The following is an 18045-nucleotide window of genomic DNA, read 5'->3' as shown; positions in this document are numbered from 1 at the left end:
TGGCGACCGCCGACGCGGCGCTACTCGTCCGCCGTGCCGCCCTGGCCCGCCGCCCCGCCCATCGCCTGCTGGTCCATCCAGACGTACTCCCACCGGTGGCCGTCCGGGTCGGTGAAGCTGCGCTGGTACATGACGCCGAGGTCGACCTCCGGCCGGTCCTCGTCCCCGCCGTTCATCACGGCGGCGTCGACGATGCGGTGCACCTCGTCCTTCGACGCGGCGCTCAGCGAGTTGATGACCTCGATCGTGCCCGGGTCGGCGATCGCCTTGTCGGTGAACTCCTGGAACTTCGCGTGGGTGAGGAGCATCACGTACACCGTGTCGCTCACGATCATGCACGCGGCGGTCTCGTCGGTGAACTCGGGGTTCGTCGCGTAGCCGAGCGCCTCGTAGAAGGCGACGGCCCGGTCGAGGTCGGCAACGGGCAGGTTGATGAACACCATCTGGTCCACGGTGGTTCCCTTCGTCACCACCAACCTGGCCCGGCTGTGCCCGGTGTGCAACCGTTCCGTGGCGGCACCGACCCGTGCCTCCCGGCCGGGCATGCCCGTTCGTTCCCAGGACAGGTGCGGTGGGAAGCGGGAACGGGCGTACCTGGTCGGGAGATCCGACCGGGTACGCCCGTTCCGACGAGGGACGCCCGTTCCCACCGGGCGTGTGACGCCCAGGTCAGGCGGGGTCGCGCCCCTCGCCGGCGGCGCGCTGGTCGGCCTCGGCCTCGGCCTGGCCGATGATGTCCTCCGCGGGCACCGGGTTCAGCCGGTCCCAGAGGAAGAACAGCAGGCCGCCGACGAGCAGCGACAGTCCCACCCACAGGTTGATGTGGATGCCGCCGGTCTTCTGCGGGTCGGTGTCCCAGTGGACGATGCCGACGATGGTGGTGATGACGCCGTAGAGCACGAACAGGCCGCCGAGGATGCGGCGCAGGTCGAGTCGTCGGGTGGAGCGGACGAGGGCTGCCTGCTCCTCGGTCAGCGCGGTGGTGTTCTCACGCACGGTGGTTCTCCTTCGGGTCCGGGCCTAGAGGAACGGCAGGTAGAGGGCGACGCACAGCACCAGGGCGACGGTGCCGAGCAGGGCGGGCGAGCGGTACCAGGCGGTGTCGGTCGCGACGGCCCCGGCGGTCATGTCGATCTTGCCGACGCCGTAGACCAGGCCGCCGAGCTCCGACACGTCCTTCGGCTTCGTGGCGAGCGAGACGAGGACCCCGACGACGAGCACCGTGACGAACGAGATGATCGCGCCGTACATCGTCTCGGCGGTCGCCGTCGAGAAGAGCGACGGGTTCACCAGGTACGCGATCCACGTGATGGTCGGCGTCACGATGCCGAGCACGTAGCCCCACAGCGCGCCCTGCGTGGTCATCCGCTTCCAGAGCAGGCCGAGGATGAAGACGCCGAAGAGCGGTGCGTTGAAGAACGAGAACAGGGTCTGCATGTAGGTCATGATGTTGCCGGCCTGTGCGGCGAGGAACGCCGTGCCGATGCCGATCACCACGCCGACGACGGTGACCCAGCGGCCGGTCGTCAGGTAGTGCACGTCGGGCATGTTCGGCTTGATGTAGCGCTGCCAGATGTCGTACGTGAAGACGGTGTTGAACGAGGACACGTTCGCCGCCATGCCCGCCATGAACGAGGCGAGGAGGCCCGTCACCGCGATGCCGAGCACACCGGTCGGCAGGTACATCTGGATGAGCTTCGGGATGGCGTCGTTGTAGGTCAGCTCCCCCGAGGCGAACTGGTTGCCGACGACCGCCGCGGCGATGAGGCCGGGGATGACGACGATGAACGGGATGAACAGCTTCGGGATCGCGGCGATGAGCGGCGTCCGACGGGCGGCGGACATGTTCTTCGCCGAGAACGCCCGCTGCACCTCGGTGAAGTTCGTCGTCCAGTAGCCGAAGGACAGCACGAACCCGAGGCCGAGCACGATGGCGAGCCAGTTCGCGCCGATCGGGTTCGTGACGTCGCCGATGCCGGTGCCGGCCCAGGTCTGCAGGTGCTGCACGCCCTGGGTCTGCTTGATCGCCTCGGTGAGGCCGCCCCAGCCGCCGACGCGGTGCAGGCCGACGATCGTCAGCGGCACGAGGCCCGCGATGATCACGAAGAACTGCATGACCTCGTTGTAGATCGCGCTCGAGAGCCCGCCGAGGGTGATGTAGGCGAGCACGAAGGCCGCCGACACGAGGATGGCGAGCCACTCCGGCCAGCCGAGCATCGCCTCGATGACGATGGCCATGGCGTAGAGGTTGATGCCCGCGATGAGGACGTTCGACACCGCGAACGCGATCGCGTTCACCAGGTGCGGCGCCTTGCCGAAGCGGCGGAGCATGAACTCCGGCACCGAGCGCACCTTCGACCCGTAGTAGAACGGCATCATCACGAGGCCGAGGAACACCATCGCCGGCACGGCACCGATGAGGTAGTAGTGCAGCGTCGCCATGCCGATCTGCGCGCCGTTGGCGGCCATGCCCAGGATCTCGGTCGCGCCGAGGTTCGCGGACACGAACGCCAGGCCCGTGATCCACGCGGGCATCGACCTGCCGGACAGGAAGAAGTCCATGCTCGTGCGCACCTGGCGCCTGGCCGTGAACCCGATGCCGATGACCACCGCGAAGTACACGATGATCATCAGGTAGTCGACCCAGCCCAGTTCGAGCCGGATCCCGTTGGTCGCCGCAGCGAGAACCATGCGATCTCCACATCAGTGTGTTGCAGTCGGCAACTGCGCCGACCCGGACGGAGACGTTACACGCGATGTGACCGTTCACACACCTCGGCCGTCGTCCGCCGTCCCGCGTCCGGCGCGCTCGGTAGGCTCTCCCCCATGAGCGAGCCGGCCACCGACACCACGACACGCCCGCGGCGGATCCTCGTCCTGAACGGGCCGAACCTCGACGTCCTCGGGCGCCGCGACCCGGCGCAGTACGGCACCGTGACGCTCGCCGAGCTCGAGGCGATCGTGCACACCGAGGCGGCGGTGCACGAGCTCGAGGCCGACTTCCGCCAGACCAACCGCGAGGGCGAGCTCGTCGAGTGGCTGCACGAGGCGCTCGACCACTTCGCCGGCGTCGTGATCAACCCGGCGGCGTACGCACACACCTCGGTGGCGCTGCACGACGCGGTCGAGGCCCTCGACGTCCCCGTCGTCGAGGTGCACCTGTCGAACACGTGGAAGCGCGAGCCGTTCCGGCACGTCGACCACGTGGCGACGGCCGCGACGGCCGTGATCGTCGGCGCGGGCGCCGACGGCTACCGCCTGGCGGTCGCGCACGTGGCGTCGCTCGTCAGCACGGACGCGCAGCCGGAGTGAGCCGCGCCGGACGGGAGGCGCGTGGCGGCCCCGCCACGCGCCTCCCGTCCGGCGCCGCGCCGGCCCGCCCCCGTGCCGCGAGCGGGCACGATCCGTCACGATCGACGCCCGTCGGCGACGGGGACCGACCGCACCGCGACCGACCGGCGGCGTGTCCTGCCCGCTCGCGCAGGCGGGCCGGTGGCGAACGGCCGCTGGCGCGAGGTCGGCGGCGAGCGGTCGGCGGCTAGAACTCGGCGGGGCGGCGCACGTCGTCCGCGCCGATCGCCGCGAAGCCCCCGCGCACGATCGGCAGCGCGCGACGCACGGCCTGGTCGATCCGCAGCTCGAGGTCGACGCTCGTGATGTCGTAGCCGCCCTCGTGCTTCGTGAAGTCCCGCTCGTTGCCGAACACGCCGAGCGGCAGCGTCGTCGACTGGAAGAAGCCGAACAGGGGACGCATCTGGTGCTCGACGAGCAGCGCGTGCCGGTCGCTGCCGCCCGTCGCGGTCAGGAGCACCGGGGTGTCGACGAGGTCGTACTGCCCCACCCAGTCGAAGAAGAGCTTGAACGCACCGGAGTACGCGGCGCGGAACGCGGGGCTGCCGACGACCAGGACGTCCGCCGCCTCGACCGCCTCGAGCGCGCGACGGGTGCGCTCGGACATTGCCTCGCGCGACCAGGCGGCACCGAGGTCGGCGAGCAGCGGGCCGATCTCGACGGTCTCGGTACGGGCGTCCGGCAGGTCCTCCGCCAGCCGCGCCACGGTCGCCGCCACGAGGGTCGACGTCCGCGAGGGGTCCGAGGGGCTGCCGCTGACTCCGACGACGCGTGCTCCGATCATGCGTCCGATGCTCACACGGTGGTCGGGAGCGTGCCCGGGTGTGACGACTTGTGTCGCGTGCCAGCGGTCGCGGGTAGCGTCCGGGAGATGCAGACCTTCCTGCCGTACGCCGACTTCCGTGCCTCCGCCGAGGTGCTCGACGACAAGCGGTTGGGGAAGCAACGCGTCGAGACGCTGCAGGTGATGCGCGCCCTGACCCTGCCGGGCTACGGGTGGCAGCACCACCCCGTCACCGCGATGTGGCGCGGCTACCGGCCGGCGCTCATGGCGTACCAGGACGCGACCTGCCGGGTCTGGCTCGAGCGCGGCCACGTCGACACCTGTCTGGAGAAGACGCTGCTCGACCTCGGGCGCGTCCCGGAGGACCTGGCGGCGTACGAACGGGGCGACTACGCCGTGCCGCCGTGGAACGCCGACCCGGCCGTGCACCGGTCGCACCGGTCGAAGCTCGTGCAGAAGGCGCCGGAGCACTACCGGCCGCTCTTCCCGGACGTGCCCGACGACCTCGACTACCTCTGGCCGGGGACGCCCGTGCCCCCGTCGGGTGCGTCCGCGGCACCGCGGCCCGTCGTGGACTGACAGGGGGGTGCGGCGCCGGTCAGGGTCCGGCGCAGCGTCCACGACGGGCGCGGCGTCCGCGACGGGGCGCGACGACAGGGGAACGTCGCGCCCCGCGCGCCGGACGCGGTCAGGGGAACCGCGTCCGGTCAGCAGCACCGTGGGCCCCTCGGGGGGTGGGGGCCGTCCGGTGCTGGTCTCAGGTGTCCTACCTTCAGGGGTGTCCTACCCTCGGGGGTGTCCGGTGTCCCCTCGGTAGCGGTCCGACTCGATCGGCGCGGCCATCGGCCGTCGGGGCGCCGTCGGTCGGAGCATCGGGAGCAGTGCGCTGGCGACGGTCGCGAGCGCACCGACGGCCGCGACGACCCCCAGCGGAGCGGCGCCGAGGTCGTGCTGCGCAGCGAGGGCCAGCGCGACGATGGTCGCGGGTGCCGGCAGGAGCTGGACCACTCGGAAGTGGTCCTCCTGCCCGGTCCGGGTCACGATCACGTCTGCCATGTCCCCATCATTGCGGACACGACTTGTCGGCAGAAGGGGGGACACGCCCCCAACTGTGGAGTAGAACGTCTAGTACGCCCCGCCGAGCGCTCGGACGGCGTGGACCGCGTCCGCGACCGCGGCGACGACGACCGGGACGTCGTCGTCCGTGAGTTCCGCGTCGAAGGTGAGCCGGAGCGCGGTGCGCGCGGTCTCGTCGTCGAGGCCGATCGCCGTGAGGACGTGGGACGCCTCCGCGCTGCCGGCGGCACACGCGCTCCCCGACGAGGACACGACGTCGCGCTGTTCGAGTTCGAGCAGCACGGTCTCGCCGTTCACCGCCGCCGGTCCCCCGGGCACCCCCGGGAAGCAGAACGACGCGTGTCCGGGTAGCCGCCGCACGGGCGATCCGGTGAGCACCGCGCCCGGGACCGTCCCGGTGACCCCGGCGACGATCGCGTCCCGGGTGGCCGTCGCGTGCGCGGACGCCGTGTCGCGCTCGGCCGCCGCGAGCGTCACCGCGGTCGCGACGGCGACGGCACCCGCGACGTCCTCGGTGCCGGACCGCCTCCCCCGTTCCTGTCCGCCGCCGTGCAGCAGCGGTTCGAGCGAGACCCCGCCGCGCAGCGCGAGCACGCCCGTGCCCTTCGGGGCCCCGAGCTTGTGTCCCGAGAACGAGAGCGCGTCGACGCCGAGCCGGTCGAGCCCGATCGGCAGCCACGGTGCGCTCTGCACGGCGTCGGTGTGGAAGCGGGCGCCGACTTCGTGCGCCACGGCGGCGAGCGCGGGGAGGTCCTGCACGGTCCCGATCTCGTTGTCGGCGTGCGCGATCGACACGAGGGTGGTGTCGGGTCGGAGGGTGGCCGCCAGCACCGCCGGTGCGACGAGTCCGTCGCGGTCGACCGGCAGGACCGTGACGCTGAAGCCGTGGTACCGCTCGAGGTACCGGCAGCTCTCGAGCACCGCCTCGTGCTCGATCGCGCTCGTGACGACGTGTCGGCCACGGGGTGCGGCGAGGGCGATGCCCTTCACGGCGGTGTTCGCGCCCTCGGTGCCGCCGGTGGTGAAGACGACCTCGCCGGGACGGCAGCCGAGGAACGCCGCGACGGCGGCCCGGGCGTCGGCGAGCCCGCGTGCCGCGGCGTCGCCCACGCCGTGGGTCGACGACGGGTTGCCGAACACCCCGGTCAGGTACGGCCACGCCGCCTCGAGCACCTCGCGGCGCACCGGCGTGGTCGCGGCACGGTCCAGGTAGAACACGCGCGGGTCAGGCGGGGTCGACGGGAGCTGCGGCGTCGACCCGGACGTCGAGCCCGAGGTCGAGCGCCCGTGCCGAGTGCGTCAGCGCCCCGACGGAGACGACGTCGACGCCGGTCCGGGCGATGCGCCCCACGGTCTCGAGCGACACCCCGCCCGAGGCCTCGACGAGCGCCCGCCCGGCCACGAGCCGCACGCCCTCGACGAGCTGCTCGGGCGTGAAGTTGTCGAGCATGATCGTGTCGACGCCGGCGGCGACCACGGCCTCGACCTGGTCGAGCCGGTCGACCTCGACCTCGAGGTGCACCGTGTGCCCGAGTCGACGTCGTGCCTCGGTGATCGCGTCGCCGATCGCCGTCCCGCCCGCGAGCAGGACCGCCAGGTGGTTGTCCTTGGCGAGCACGGCGTCGGACAGCGAGTTCCGGTGGTTGTGCCCGCCGCCGCAGCGCACCGCGTAGCGCTCCAGGGCGCGGAGCCCCGGCGTGGTCTTCCGGGTGTCGGCGATGCGCGCACCCGTGCCGGCCACGGCCTCGACGTGGCGCGCGGTCACGGTCGCGATCCCGGACAGTCGCTGGACGAGGTTGAGCGCCACCCGTTCCGCGCGGAGCACGGAGCGCGCCGAGCCGTGCACCGTCGCCAGGACCTGACCCGCGGCGAACGCCGTGCCGTCGGTGACGTGCAGCTCCGTCCGGACCGTCGGGTCGACGGCCTGGACGACCGCCGCGAACACCCCGCCGCCGGACAGCACGCCGGGCTCCCGTGCCGCGAGCACCGCGGTCGCGGTGGCGTCTGCCGGGATCAGCGTCTCGCTGGTGACGTCGCCCCAGGGCGCGTCCTCCTCGAGCGCCGTCTCGATGACCCTCCGGAGCGCATGCGGCGGGACGGTCCCGGGGTCGGTGGTGGTGACGGTCGCCGAGACGGTGTCGGGTGCGGTGCTGGTCATGCGGGGACTCCCTGCAGGGTGGTCGTGGTGGTGGCGGCCCGTCGCGCCCGCCCGCCCGGGCGGTGCTCCCGGACCCAGGCGGTGCTGACCGGCGACGACGGGTCGGTGTCGGGGTGGTCGGTGCGGGCGTGCGCCCCGCGCGACTCGGCCCGTGCCTCGGCCGCCAGGGCCGTGAGCCGCGCCAGGTCGAGCAGCGCCCGGTCCTCGTGGTCACGGACGGTGCGCGGAGCGGGCGCGACGAGCGCCTCGAGCGCGCGTCGCGCGGTCGCCAGTCCCGCGGCGTCACGGAGCAGGCCGACCCGCTCCGTCATCTCGGTCTGGACCATCCGGCGGACGTCGGTGTCGTCGGTCCCGTGCGCCGCGCCTCCCGGCAGACGGTGTGCCGGACGGGAGGCACGGGGCACGCCCGCCCCGTCCGTCGCGTCGACCTGCACCCGCTGCACGGGCAGCGCCGCGTCACCGCGCAGGCGCAGGCGGGCCGGACGCGGTGCGCCGAGCGCGTCCGCCGCTCGGACGCCGAAGACCAGTCCCTCGAGCAGGGAGTTCGACGCGAGCCGGTTGGCGCCGTGGACGCCGGTGCACGCGGCCTCCCCGACGGCGAGGAGCCCGGGCAGGCTCGTCCGCCCCTCGGCGTCGGTCACGATCCCGCCCATGGCGTAGTGCGCGGCCGGTGCGACCGGGACGCCCTCCCGCGTCCAGTCCCAGCCCGCTTCCCGGACGGCGCGTGTGAGGCCCGGGAAGCGCGCGACCAGGTGGTCGGCGTCGATCCCGGTGGCGTCGAGGAACACGGGCACGCCGCCCTGGTCGCGCACGGCGGCCGCGATCCCGCGGGCGACGACGTCCCGCGGGGCGAGTTCGGCGTCGGGGTGCACCGCGGTCATGAACCGTCGGCCGCTCGCGTCGCGGAGCACGGCACCCTCGCCGCGGACCGCCTCGGACACGAGCCCACCGCCCGGCACCGCGAGGCGCGTCGGGTGGAACTGCACGAACTCGAGGTCCGCGACGAGCGCACCGGCACGCCAGGCCGCGGCCGTTCCGTCCCCGGTCGCGACGAGCGGGTTGGTCGTCTCGCGGTACAGGTGCCCCGCTCCCCCGGACGCCACCACGACGGCCTCGGCGGCGATGCGCTGCGGTTCGCCGAACAGGTCGAGGACGTCGACCCCGACGACCGCTCCGTCGCGGACGACCAGGTCGGTCAGGCACGTGCGCTCGAGGACGGTGACGTGCTGCCGGTGGAGCGCGGCGACGAGCGTCCGTTCGATCGCTGCCCCGGTGGCGTCGCCGTCGGCGTGCACGACGCGCCAGCGCCCGTGCGCCGCCTCGCGTCCGCGGGCCAGGTCGTCGCCGTGGCGGTCCAGGCTCGCGGGGTCGTCCGTGCGGTCGAACGGCACGCCGAGGGACAGCAGGTCGCGGACCCGCGCCGGACCGTCGGCGCACAGGACGTCGACGGCGCGCCGGTCCGCCGAGGCGGCGGCCGCGACGTGCGTGTCCGCGGCGTGCAGCGCGACCGAGTCGTCGGCCCCGAGGGCCACGGCGACCCCGCCCTGCGCGTACCGGGTCGCGCCGTCCGCGAGCAGGCCCTTCGTCACCACGGTGACGTCGTGGCGGACGCTCGCGCGGATCGCGGCGGTGAGCCCGGCGATGCCGGACCCGACGATGACGACGTGCACGGTGGCCCTAGCCGCGCGGCTTCGCGGCGAGCATGCGTTCGAGCGCCACCCGGGCGTCCGCCTGCACGTCGGCCGGCACGACGATCTCGTTGAGGACCTCGCCCCGCACGAGCCCCTCGAGCACCCAGGCGAGGTAGCCCGGGTGGATGCGGTACATCGTCGAGCACGGGCACACGACGGGGTCGAGGCAGAAGATCGTGTGCTGCGGGAACTCGGCCGCGAGCCGGTTCACCATGTTGACCTCGGTGCCGATCGCGAAGGTCGTCGGCTCGGTGGCCGCGGCGACGGTCTTCCGGATCAGGTCGGTGCTGCCGGCGACGTCCGCCGCGTCGACGACGGCCATCGGGCACTCCGGGTGCACGACGACCCGGACGCCCGGGTGCTCGCGCCGTGCCTGCTCGACCTGGTCGACGGTGAAGCGCCGGTGCACCGAGCAGAAGCCGTGCCAGAGGATCACCTGCGCGTCGAGCAGCTCGGCGGCCTCGTTGCCACCCCCGGGCAGGCGCGGGTTCCACATCGGCATCCGGTCGGTGCTGATCCCCATGGCCTTGGCGGTGTTCCGGCCGAGGTGCTGGTCGGGGAAGAAGAGGACCCGCTGGCCCCGCTCGAACGCCCACTCGAGCACGGTGGCCGCGTTCGACGACGTGCACACGATGCCGCCGTTGCGCCCGCAGAACGCCTTGAGGTCGGCGGCGGAGTTCATGTACGTGACGGGGACCACGGGGACGCGACCGTCGGCGTCGGGTTCCGTGCCGTAGAGCGCGGCGAGCTCGGCCCACGCGGCCTCGACGCTGTCGATGTCGGCCATGTCGGCCATCGAGCAGCCCGCGGCGAGGTTCGGCAGCACGACCCGCTGGTCGTCGCGGGCGAGGATGTCGGCCGTCTCCGCCATGAAGTGGACGCCGCAGAACACGATGGCCTCGGCGTCGGGCTTCGTCAGGGCCGCGTTCGCGAGCTGGAAGGAGTCGCCGAGGAAGTCGGCGTGCCGCACCACCTCGTCGCGCTGGTAGAAGTGCCCGAGCACGACGACCCGGTCGCCGAGCGTCGCCTTCGCCCGCTCGATCCGCTCGTGCAGCTCCTCGTCGCTCGCCCGGCGGTACTCGTCGGGGATGACACCCTGGCGCGGCGCGGTGGTCGGGATGACGTCGGACATCGACGAGCCCGGGCCGTAGCCGGGCCGGGCGTCGACGTCCCAGGTCGGCATCGCGAGGTCGGGCGTGCAGGTGCTGCCGGCGGCCCGGCCGTTCGAGATGCGGTCGATGGTGGTCGCGATGGACACGGTGGTTCCTATCGGGTCGGGGAACCCGCGGGGAGCGGGGTCGTCAGCGGACCGTTGTCGGCGTACGCCAGGTCGGGGTTCGAGCGGTAGAGCCGTGCGGGTCGGTGCCGACCGCCGCTCGTCGTCTCGTCGGTGGGCAGCACGGCGTCGCCCTGTGCGACCTGCCGCCGGAAGTTCGCCGGGTCGAGCGTGCGCCCGAGCACCGCCTCGTACACGCCGCGGAGCTCGGCCAGGGTGAAGCGGTCGCCGAGGAACGCCTGGGCGATCCGCGAGTACGACACCTTGTTGCGCAGGCGCCAGAGGGCGTACGCGACGATGCGGTCGTGGTCGAAGGCGAGGGGCGGGTGCTCGTCTGCGAGGAACCAGCGGACGTTCCAGTCGTCGGGCACGGAGTCGGCCTCGTCCGGGTGCACGAGGGCCCAGTACACGACGGACACGACGCGCGACGGCGACCGGTCGACGTCGCCGAAGGCGTAGAGCTGCTCGAGGTAGCGCGGCTGGACGTTCGTGGTCTCCCGGAGGCGTGCCGCCGCGCTGTCCTCGAGGCCCTCGTCCGGTCGCACCCAGCCGCCCGGGAGCGCCCACGACCCGTCGAACGGCTCCGCGACACGGCGCACGAGCGGCATCCAGAGCGCAGGCTCGCCGGTGTCGGGGTGCGGGCGGAGGGCGACGATCACGGTGGACACCGCGACGCGGAGCCCGGCGGTGGCGCCGTCGTCGGCGTGCGCGTCGGCGGTGGTCGTCATGCGGTGCTCGTCCCGTGTTCAGGTCATGCTAACCCGAAGTGTTCGGGTTCCTGCGACACTATCACCGGTTTCACGAGGACGAAACAGGACGGCAAACTCCGGGGACAGCAGCGCGCCTAGCATCGGCGACATGACGACGGTGACGAGGGTGCACGCCGTGGTGTCGGGATCGGTCCAGGGGGTCGGGTTCCGGTACTGGACGGCCCGGAAGGCGGACGGGCTCGAGCTCGTCGGCTACGCGAGGAACCTGTTCGACGGGACGGTCGAGGTCGAGGCAGAAGGCCCGTCCGAGGCGGTCGACGCCCTCATGGCGTTCCTCCGCACCGGGCCGCCGTCCGCCGAGGTCACCGACGTCGCCCTGCGGAGCGTCGTTCCGCACGGCGACGGCGACGGGTTCGCGATCCTGCGCTGACGGGCGTCCACGAACCCGACACCCGGAAGCGGAATACTCGCATCCGTTCAGGTGGTTGCCCTGTCTGCGCCACGCGCGCCCCTCGTCAGCTGCACCCCGATCCACCAGGAGCCCCGCATGACCCAGGCCGTCGATTCCGCACCCCGCACGGGGAGCGTCTCGCAGCCCTCCGCCGGCGAGACCCGACTCGTGATCGGGCTGCTGCTCGTCTCGGCGTTCGTCGTCATCCTCAACGAGACGATCATGGGTGTGGCCCTGCCGCGCCTGATGGAGGACCTCGGCATCTCGGCCGCGACCGGCCAGTGGCTCACGACGGGCTTCCTGCTGACGATGGCGGTCGTCATCCCCGTGACCGGCTTCCTGCTGCAGCGCTTCAGCACGCGGCAGGTCTTCATCGCGGCCATGGCCCTCTTCTCGGCCGGCACGCTCGTCGCGCTCCTGGCCCCCGGGTTCGGCATGCTCCTGGTCGGCCGGATCGTGCAGGCCAGCGGCACCGCGATCATGATGCCGCTCCTCATGACGACCGTGCTCAACCTCGTCGAGCCCGCCCACCGCGGCCGCATCATGGGCAACATCTCGATCGTCATCTCGGTGGCGCCGGCCATCGGTCCGACGATCTCCGGCCTGATCCTCAACGCGTTCTCGTGGCGGTGGCTGTTCGGCTTCGTCCTGCCGATCGCCGTCGCGGCGCTGCTGCTCGGTGCCCTGAAGGTCCGCAACGTCACGACGCCGCGGCGCGCTCCGATCGACGTCCTGTCCGTCGTGCTGTCCGCCGTCGCGTTCGGCGGGATCGTGTTCGGCCTGTCCAGCTTCGGCGAGGCCGGGTCGACCGGGCCGCTCGTGCCGGTCCTGGCGCTGGTCGTCGGCTTCGCCGCGCTGGCGGTCTTCGTCCTGCGCCAGACGCGCCTGCAGCGCACCGACAGCGCCCTGCTCGACCTCCGCACCTTCCGCACCAAGGGGTTCACGGTGCCGATCGTGGCGATGGGCCTGAGCTTCATGGCGATGTTCGGCACGCTCATCCTGCTGCCGATCTACCTCGAGCGCGTGCTCGGGCTCGAGGTCCTGCAGGTCGGGCTCCTGCTGCTGCCGGGCGGTCTGATCATGGGGCTGCTCTCCCCCGTCGTCGGCCGGATCTACGACCGCCGCGGCCCGCGGGTCCTGCTCGTCCCGGGCTCGATCATCATCAGCGCGGTGCTCTGGGCACTGTCCACCGTCGGGGTGGACACGAGCGTGTGGTTCGTCCTCGGTGCCCACGTCGTGCTGAGCATCGGCCTCGCACTGACCTTCACGCCGCTGTTCACCGCCGCGCTCGGCGGCCTGCCGCCGCGGCTGTACTCGCACGGCAGCGCGGTGCTCGGCACCACCCAGCAGCTCGCCGGCGCGGCCGGGACCGCGCTGTTCGTCACGCTCCTCACCGTCGGTGCGGCGACGGCCGGTGCGGACGCCGACGCGGCCGGGGTGACGGCGGCGACGGCCTCCGGCGTGCAGACCGCGTTCCTGGTGGGCGCCGTCATCTCGCTGTTCGGCATCCTGACCTCGTCGCTGGTGCGCCGCCCGGAGACGCCCGAGGGCGCGCCCGCCGGCGCTCCCGCGATGCACTGAGTCCGCGGGCACGGCTCCGCGCCGGAGCCGCCCGACCACGCACTGCCCGCGGTGCCCCGTCGGCGACGACGTGGCATCGTGGGCCGCATGCGGTCGACGACGCCTGAGCTGAACTGGTCCGGTACGGTCACCTACTCGGCGGAACGGGTCGCACGACCGCGCACCGTCGACGAGGCCGCGGAGCTCGTCGCCCGGTCCCGCAGGGTGCACGGCCTCGGCACCCGGCACTCGTTCAACGACGTCGCCGACACCACCGGGCTGCTGCTCGACCTGACCGGCATCCCCACCGACCTCGTGGTCGACACCGCCGCCGGCACCGCGACGATGGGCGCCGGCACCCGGTACGGCGTCGTCGCGCCCGACCTGGACGCCGCCGGGGTCGCCCTGCACAACACGGGTTCGCTCCCGCACATCTCGCTCGGCGGCGCGATCGCCACCGGGACGCACGGCTCCGGAACCCGGCTCGGCTCGCTCAGCACGGCGGTGCGGTCCTTCGAAGTGCTCGGTGGCGACGGCGAGCGACGCACCGTCGCGCGCGGCGACGAGGGCTTCGACGGTGCCGTCCTGCACCTCGGGCTGCTCGGCATCGTCACCCGCGTCGAGGTGGACGTCGAACCCGCCTACCGGATGCGCCAGGACACCTACGGCCCGATCCCCTGGGACCGGTTCGTCGCGAACGTCGCCGACGTGCACGCCGCCGCCTACTCGGTCTGCTCGTACACCGTCTTCGGGGACGAGGTCAGCGAGGTCCTGCTGAAGTCCCGCGTCCCCGACGGCGCCGAGGACGTCGCCGTCCCCGACGCCCTGCTCGGTGCACCCCGGTTGCCCGGACGCCCCGCGGACGGCCACCACACCGCGCGGGACGGCTCGGTGGGCCCCTGGTGGGACCGGCTGCCGCACTTCCCCATCGACTCGGTGCCGAGCGTCGGGTCCGAGGTGCAGAGCGAGCACTTCGTCCCCCTGCGGCACGCGGCCGCGGCGCTCGAGGCCGTCCGCGGGCTCGCCGACCGCATCCAGCCGCACCTGCACGTCTCGGAGCTCCGGACGATGGCGGCGGACCCGGCGTGGCTCAGCCCGACCCAGGGCGAGGACGTGCTGTGCATCGCGTTCACGTGGCAGAAGCACCCGGAAGCGGTCGCGGCGCTGCTGCCCGACCTGGAGGCACGGCTCGCCCCGTTCGGCGGGCGCCCGCACTGGGGCAAGATGAGCTCGCTCGACGCCGACGCGGTCGAGGCGCTCTGGCCGCGGCTGCCGGACTTCCGCCGGCTCGTCGCGGCGGCCGACCCGGACCGGACGTTCGCGTCCGCGTTCGGCGAGCGGGTCCTGCGGACCTGAGCCGGGCCTCCCGGCCGACGCCGCTCACGCGACGGGCGTGACGGTCTTCGTCTCCCCGTCCCAGTGCCGCACCCCGCCGACCGCCAGGGTCTCCGGCAGCGGTGCGGACCGGAGCGCGGCGACCGCCGCGGGCAGGTCGACGTCGCGCACCCGCCGCGCGAACGTGATGTGCGGCGACCACGCGCCGGGCAGGGACGTCTCCACCGCGCCCGGTGCACCGCGGTGCACCGTGGCGTGGAACGCGGCGAGCGCCGCGTCGACGACCACCGCGCGCACGAGCACCGACCGGTCCGGACCGGCGGGGAACAGCAGCACGCCGCTCAGCCGCAGGGTCGTCGGGACCGGCACGTCGAACCCCTCGGGCACGGGCAGGTCGTCCCCGGCCGCGAGGGTCACGTGCGGACTGTTCGTCCCGGAACGCCCGAGGCTCGGCAGGTCCGCTGCGGTGAGGGCCTGCCACGCGGCGCGCACAGCGTCGTCGGAGTCGGAGTCGAGGACGAGTTCGATGCTGCGCACGGTCCGAGTCAACCAAGCCGTGCTGCGTCCGGACCTTCCCCGTCAGCGGCTGTGGAGAACCCGCCGCGATGTAACACGGCGGAACGGACTCGTCGCCCGGGGCCGACGCCCGACACACTCGATGACAGGCCGCGGACCACCGCGACCCCACAGCACGGCCCACGAGGAGCACCCATGTCCGCAGCACCCGTCCTGCCCCAGAAGCCGAAGGGCAAGCGCCCCGTCGGCTGGATCATCGCCGCGGCGGTGGTCGTCGTGGCGATCGTCGTCGCCGTCGTCGTGGCCGCCGTCCGCTCGGGCGGGTCCGGTGGGAGCGCCGCCGGCAGTGGCACGCAGGAGACCGTGACGATCGGGGTCGCCGACAAGTCGCTCGGCTACTGGAGCACGTACACGAAGCTGGCGAAGGACGAGCTCGGCGTCACGGTGAAGCTCACGAACTTCTCCGACTACTCGCTGCCGAACCCGGCGCTCAAGGACGGCCAGCTGGACATCAACCAGTTCCAGCACATCCAGTACCTGGCGGACTACAACGTCACCTCGGACGACGACCTGCAGCCGATCGGCTCGACGGCCGTCTACCCGCTGCCCCTCTACGCGACGAAGTACGAGAAGACGAGCGAGCTGCCGGCGAACGCGAAGGTCGCGATCCCGAACGACTCGATCAACCAGGCCCGCGCGCTGCTCATCCTGCAGGCCGCGGGACTGCTCGAGCTCAAGGACGGTGGCAACGCCTTCTCGACCACGACCGACGTCGAGTCGTCGAAGGTCGACGTGCAGCCGCTGGACGCGTCGCAGACCGCGAACGCCCTGCAGCAGGGCTCCGTCGCCGCCGCCGTGGTGAACAACAACTTCGCCACCGCCGCGAAGCTCCCGACGAGCGACATCATCTACCAGGACGACCCGGCCAGCGCGAGCGCGGCCCCCTACGTGAACGTCTTCGCCGTGCGGAAGGCCGACGAGGACAACGAGACCTACCTGAAGCTCGCCGAGCTGTTCCAGGACAGCGCCGTGCAGAAGGCGTTCCAGAAGGACCTGCCCGAGGCCGTGAGCCGCGACGAGAGCGCCAAGACCCTGCAGGACGAGCTCGCGAAGGTCGAGCAGGACGCGAAGGCGGCCAAGCAGTAGTGCCGGTCCTCGTCGAACTCCGCGGCGTCTCGAAGCACTACCGCCGCGCCGACACCGGCGAGACCGTGGTGGCCGTGGAGGACGTCTCCCTGGACGTGCACCAGGGAGAGGTCCTCGGCGTCATCGGGTACTCCGGTGCCGGCAAGTCCACGCTCGTCCGGCTCGTCAACGCCCTGGAGCTGCCCACCTCGGGCAGCGTCACCGTCGGCGGCCAGGAGCTCACCGCGATCCCCGAGCGGGACCGTCGGCTCGCCCGCCGGAAGATCGGCATGATCTTCCAGCAGTTCAACCTCTTCCGGTCGCGCACGATCGCCGGCAACGTCGCCTACCCGCTCAAGGTGGCGGGCGTCGGCAAGGAGGAACGCGACCGTCGTGTGGCCGAGCTCCTGGACTTCGTCGGGCTGCTCGACCGTGCCTACGCCTACCCGGAGCAGCTGTCCGGCGGCCAGAAGCAGCGCGTCGGCATCGCCCGTGCGCTCGCGTCGAACCCCGAGCTGCTGCTCGCCGACGAGGCGACGAGCGCCCTCGACCCGGACACCACGTCCGAGGTCCTCGCGCTCCTGCGCCGCGTCAACCGGGAGCTCGGCGTCACGATCATCGTCATCACGCACGAGATGGACGCGGTCCGGCAGATCGCTGACCGGGTCGCCGTGATGGAGCAGGGCCGCGTCGTCGAGGTCGGTGACGTCTACGACGTCTTCGCGAACCCGGGGACGGGCGCCTCGCAGCGGTTCGTCCGGACCGCCCTGCACGACCGCCCCTCCGCTGAGCAGCTCGCGCGGCTGCGCGAGCACCACCACGGGCGGCTCGTCACGGTGCAGATCACCGACGAGGTCGGGCTGCAGAACCGGATCGACGCCGCCTTCCGCGCGGCCGGCGTCAGCGCCGAGCTCGTCTTCGGCGGGGTCGGCGAGATCCGCGAGCGGCGCATCGGCTCGCTCACCTACGAGTTGACCGCCGACGACCCGGCGGCGGTGGACCGGGCGATCGGAGCCCTGCGCGACGGACGGGTCACCGTCGACGAGGAGGTGGCGGCGTGAACGGCTTCCAGAGCGTGATCGACACGTCCGACGTGTTCTTCGCCGCGATCCGCGACACCCTCGTGATGACGCTGGTGTCCCTCGTGTTCGCGGGCGTCATCGGGCTCGCCCTCGGGCTCGTCCTGTACGCGACCCGTCCGGGCAACCTGCTCGGCAACCGCGCGGTGTACACGATCGTCAACGTCCTCGTGAACATCGTCCGGCCGATCCCGTTCGTGATCTTCCTGGCCGCGATCGCGCCGCTGTCGCGCGTCGCCGTGCAGACCACGATCGGCGTGCCCGCGGTGACGTTCGCGATCTCGCTCGCGGCATCGTTCGCGGTGTCGCGGATCGTCGAGCAGAACCTGCTCGCGGTCGACCCCGGCGTGGTCGAGGCCGCGCGGGCATCGGGTGCGCACCCGGTGTCGATCCTGCTGACGGTGCTCATCCCCGAGGGCGTGGGGCCGCTCATCCTCGGCTACACGTTCATCTTCGTGGGCATCGTCGACATGACCGCGCAGGGGGCGCTCATCGGCGGCGGCGGGCTCGGCGAGTACGCGATCGTGTACGGCTCGCAGCGGTACGACTGGTGGATCGTCTACGTGTCGGTGGCGGCGATCGTGGTGATCGTGCAGCTCGGGCAGTTCGTCGGGAACCGGCTGGCGCGGGCGACGCTGCGCCGCTGACGGGACGCGACCGGGCGACGGGACGCGACCGGGCGACGGACGGGAGGCGCGGTGCCGGCTGGCACCGCGCCTCCCGTCCGTCGTCGGTCGCCCGTCGCCCGTCGCCCGTCGCCGACGAGCGTGCAACTTGCTGCACGCTCGACGCTTCCGCACGGCATGTCCTGCCCAGCGGACGGAACGCAGACGGCGTGTCCTGCCCGCTCGGCGAGACCGGAACGGTGCCGGCCGGCCGGCCGGACCCGCCCGCCGCGCCGCCACCGTCGGCTGCGCCGCCACCGCCGGCGG

The 18045-nt window shown here is 72.7% G+C and carries 19 protein-coding genes; 8 read left to right on the top strand and 11 right to left on the bottom strand.

The genetic code is table 11. The annotated features are described in order from the left end of the window. Nucleotides 1-20: 20 nt before the first annotated feature. The 3 genes from Cus16_RS07710 to Cus16_RS07700 all read right to left on the bottom strand — a co-directional run bounded on the left by Cus16_RS07710 (nt 21) and on the right by Cus16_RS07700 (nt 2691). Complete coding sequence (locus Cus16_RS07710; RefSeq protein ID WP_223246560.1) at nt 21-470, bottom strand: VOC family protein; 450 nt, start codon at nt 468-470, stop codon at nt 21-23. Between the two features lie 199 nt (nt 471-669). Further along, nucleotides 670-996 carry a hypothetical protein gene (locus Cus16_RS07705; RefSeq protein WP_069712085.1) on the bottom strand — a complete coding sequence of 109 codons (327 nt, stop codon included), beginning with the start codon at nt 994-996 and terminating at the stop codon, nt 670-672. A 24-nt stretch (nt 997-1020) separates the two neighbouring features. Next, the gene (locus Cus16_RS07700) at nt 1021-2691 is read right to left on the bottom strand and encodes a sodium:solute symporter family protein (RefSeq protein ID WP_069712084.1); all 1671 of its coding nucleotides are present in this window, start codon (nt 2689-2691) and stop codon (nt 1021-1023) included. A gap of 135 nt (nt 2692-2826) precedes the next feature. Here Cus16_RS07700 and aroQ point away from each other — a divergent pair, with 135 nt between their 5' ends. Beyond that, complete coding sequence (gene aroQ, locus Cus16_RS07695) at nt 2827-3312, top strand: type II 3-dehydroquinate dehydratase (RefSeq protein ID WP_069712083.1); 486 nt, start codon at nt 2827-2829, stop codon at nt 3310-3312. Between the two features lie 226 nt (nt 3313-3538). On the opposite strand, the gene Cus16_RS07690 is transcribed toward aroQ, so the two are convergent. Beyond that, nucleotides 3539-4135: an NAD(P)H-dependent oxidoreductase gene (locus Cus16_RS07690; RefSeq protein ID WP_069712309.1), complete on the bottom strand. Its 597-nt coding sequence runs from the start codon at nt 4133-4135 to the stop codon at nt 3539-3541. Nucleotides 4136-4222: 87 nt separating this feature from the next. On the opposite strand from Cus16_RS07690, the gene Cus16_RS07685 reads away from it, so the two are divergent. After that, nucleotides 4223-4714 carry an MSMEG_6728 family protein gene (locus Cus16_RS07685; RefSeq protein WP_069712082.1) on the top strand — a complete coding sequence of 164 codons (492 nt, stop codon included), beginning with the start codon at nt 4223-4225 and terminating at the stop codon, nt 4712-4714. Between the two features lie 204 nt (nt 4715-4918). Here Cus16_RS07685 and Cus16_RS07680 read toward each other — a convergent pair whose 3' ends face one another. The 6 genes from Cus16_RS07680 to Cus16_RS07655 form a co-directional block, all read right to left on the bottom strand. Next, nucleotides 4919-5191: a hypothetical protein gene (locus Cus16_RS07680; protein WP_069712081.1), complete on the bottom strand. Its 273-nt coding sequence runs from the start codon at nt 5189-5191 to the stop codon at nt 4919-4921. 69 nt (nt 5192-5260) lie between these two features. Further along, entirely contained in the window at nt 5261-6430 is a 1170-nt protein-coding gene (locus Cus16_RS07675) for a cysteine desulfurase family protein (RefSeq protein WP_069712080.1), read from the bottom strand. A 7-nt stretch (nt 6431-6437) separates the two neighbouring features. Continuing rightward, nucleotides 6438-7370, bottom strand: coding sequence for a carboxylating nicotinate-nucleotide diphosphorylase (nadC, locus tag Cus16_RS07670; RefSeq protein WP_083263808.1), 933 nt, complete (start codon nt 7368-7370; stop codon nt 6438-6440). Continuing rightward, entirely contained in the window at nt 7367-9040 is a 1674-nt protein-coding gene (locus Cus16_RS07665; protein WP_083263807.1) for an L-aspartate oxidase, read from the bottom strand. The genes nadC and Cus16_RS07665 overlap by 4 nt, the downstream gene beginning before the upstream one ends. 7 nt (nt 9041-9047) lie before the next feature. Continuing rightward, on the bottom strand, nt 9048-10319 hold the full coding sequence (gene nadA / locus Cus16_RS07660) for a quinolinate synthase NadA (protein WP_069712079.1): 1272 nt from the start codon (nt 10317-10319) through the stop codon (nt 9048-9050). Nucleotides 10320-10327: 8 nt separating this feature from the next. Further along, the gene (locus Cus16_RS07655) at nt 10328-11065 is read right to left on the bottom strand and encodes an NUDIX hydrolase (protein WP_069712078.1); all 738 of its coding nucleotides are present in this window, start codon (nt 11063-11065) and stop codon (nt 10328-10330) included. 130 nt (nt 11066-11195) lie between these two features. Here Cus16_RS07655 and Cus16_RS07650 point away from each other — a divergent pair, with 130 nt between their 5' ends. The 3 genes from Cus16_RS07650 to Cus16_RS07640 all read left to right on the top strand — a co-directional run bounded on the left by Cus16_RS07650 (nt 11196) and on the right by Cus16_RS07640 (nt 14414). Then, nucleotides 11196-11477 (top strand): acylphosphatase, encoded by a 282-nt coding sequence (locus Cus16_RS07650; protein ID WP_182047772.1) that lies wholly within the window; start codon nt 11196-11198, stop codon nt 11475-11477. 117 nt (nt 11478-11594) lie between these two features. After that, nucleotides 11595-13079, top strand: a complete 1485-nt coding sequence (locus Cus16_RS07645; protein ID WP_069712077.1) for an MDR family MFS transporter — start codon at nt 11595-11597, stop codon at nt 13077-13079. Between the two features lie 87 nt (nt 13080-13166). Beyond that, nucleotides 13167-14414: a D-arabinono-1,4-lactone oxidase gene (locus Cus16_RS07640; RefSeq protein WP_069712076.1), complete on the top strand. Its 1248-nt coding sequence runs from the start codon at nt 13167-13169 to the stop codon at nt 14412-14414. Between the two features lie 24 nt (nt 14415-14438). Here Cus16_RS07640 and Cus16_RS07635 read toward each other — a convergent pair whose 3' ends face one another. Next, a complete protein-coding gene (locus tag Cus16_RS07635; protein WP_069712075.1) occupies nt 14439-14930 on the bottom strand; it encodes a 2'-5' RNA ligase family protein in 492 nt (163 codons plus the stop codon). A 174-nt stretch (nt 14931-15104) separates the two neighbouring features. Between Cus16_RS07635 and Cus16_RS07630 the strand changes: the two genes are divergently transcribed. The 3 genes from Cus16_RS07630 to Cus16_RS07620 all read left to right on the top strand — a co-directional run bounded on the left by Cus16_RS07630 (nt 15105) and on the right by Cus16_RS07620 (nt 17760). Beyond that, complete coding sequence (locus Cus16_RS07630) at nt 15105-16055, top strand: MetQ/NlpA family ABC transporter substrate-binding protein (protein ID WP_069712074.1); 951 nt, start codon at nt 15105-15107, stop codon at nt 16053-16055. Continuing rightward, nucleotides 16055-17095, top strand: a complete 1041-nt coding sequence (locus Cus16_RS07625) for a methionine ABC transporter ATP-binding protein (protein WP_069712073.1) — start codon at nt 16055-16057, stop codon at nt 17093-17095. The genes Cus16_RS07630 and Cus16_RS07625 overlap by 1 nt, the downstream gene beginning before the upstream one ends. A gap of 65 nt (nt 17096-17160) precedes the next feature. Next, nucleotides 17161-17760: a methionine ABC transporter permease gene (locus Cus16_RS07620; RefSeq protein ID WP_083263845.1), complete on the top strand. Its 600-nt coding sequence runs from the start codon at nt 17161-17163 to the stop codon at nt 17758-17760. Nucleotides 17761-18045 lie beyond the last annotated feature (285 nt).

Origin of the sequence: Curtobacterium sp. ER1/6, assembly GCF_001742745.1 — a bacterium.
GTDB lineage: Bacteria > Actinomycetota > Actinomycetes > Actinomycetales > Microbacteriaceae > Curtobacterium > Curtobacterium citri.
The sequence above is the reverse complement of the archived record's forward strand: the minus strand, read 5'-3'. Positions and strand labels throughout refer to the sequence as shown.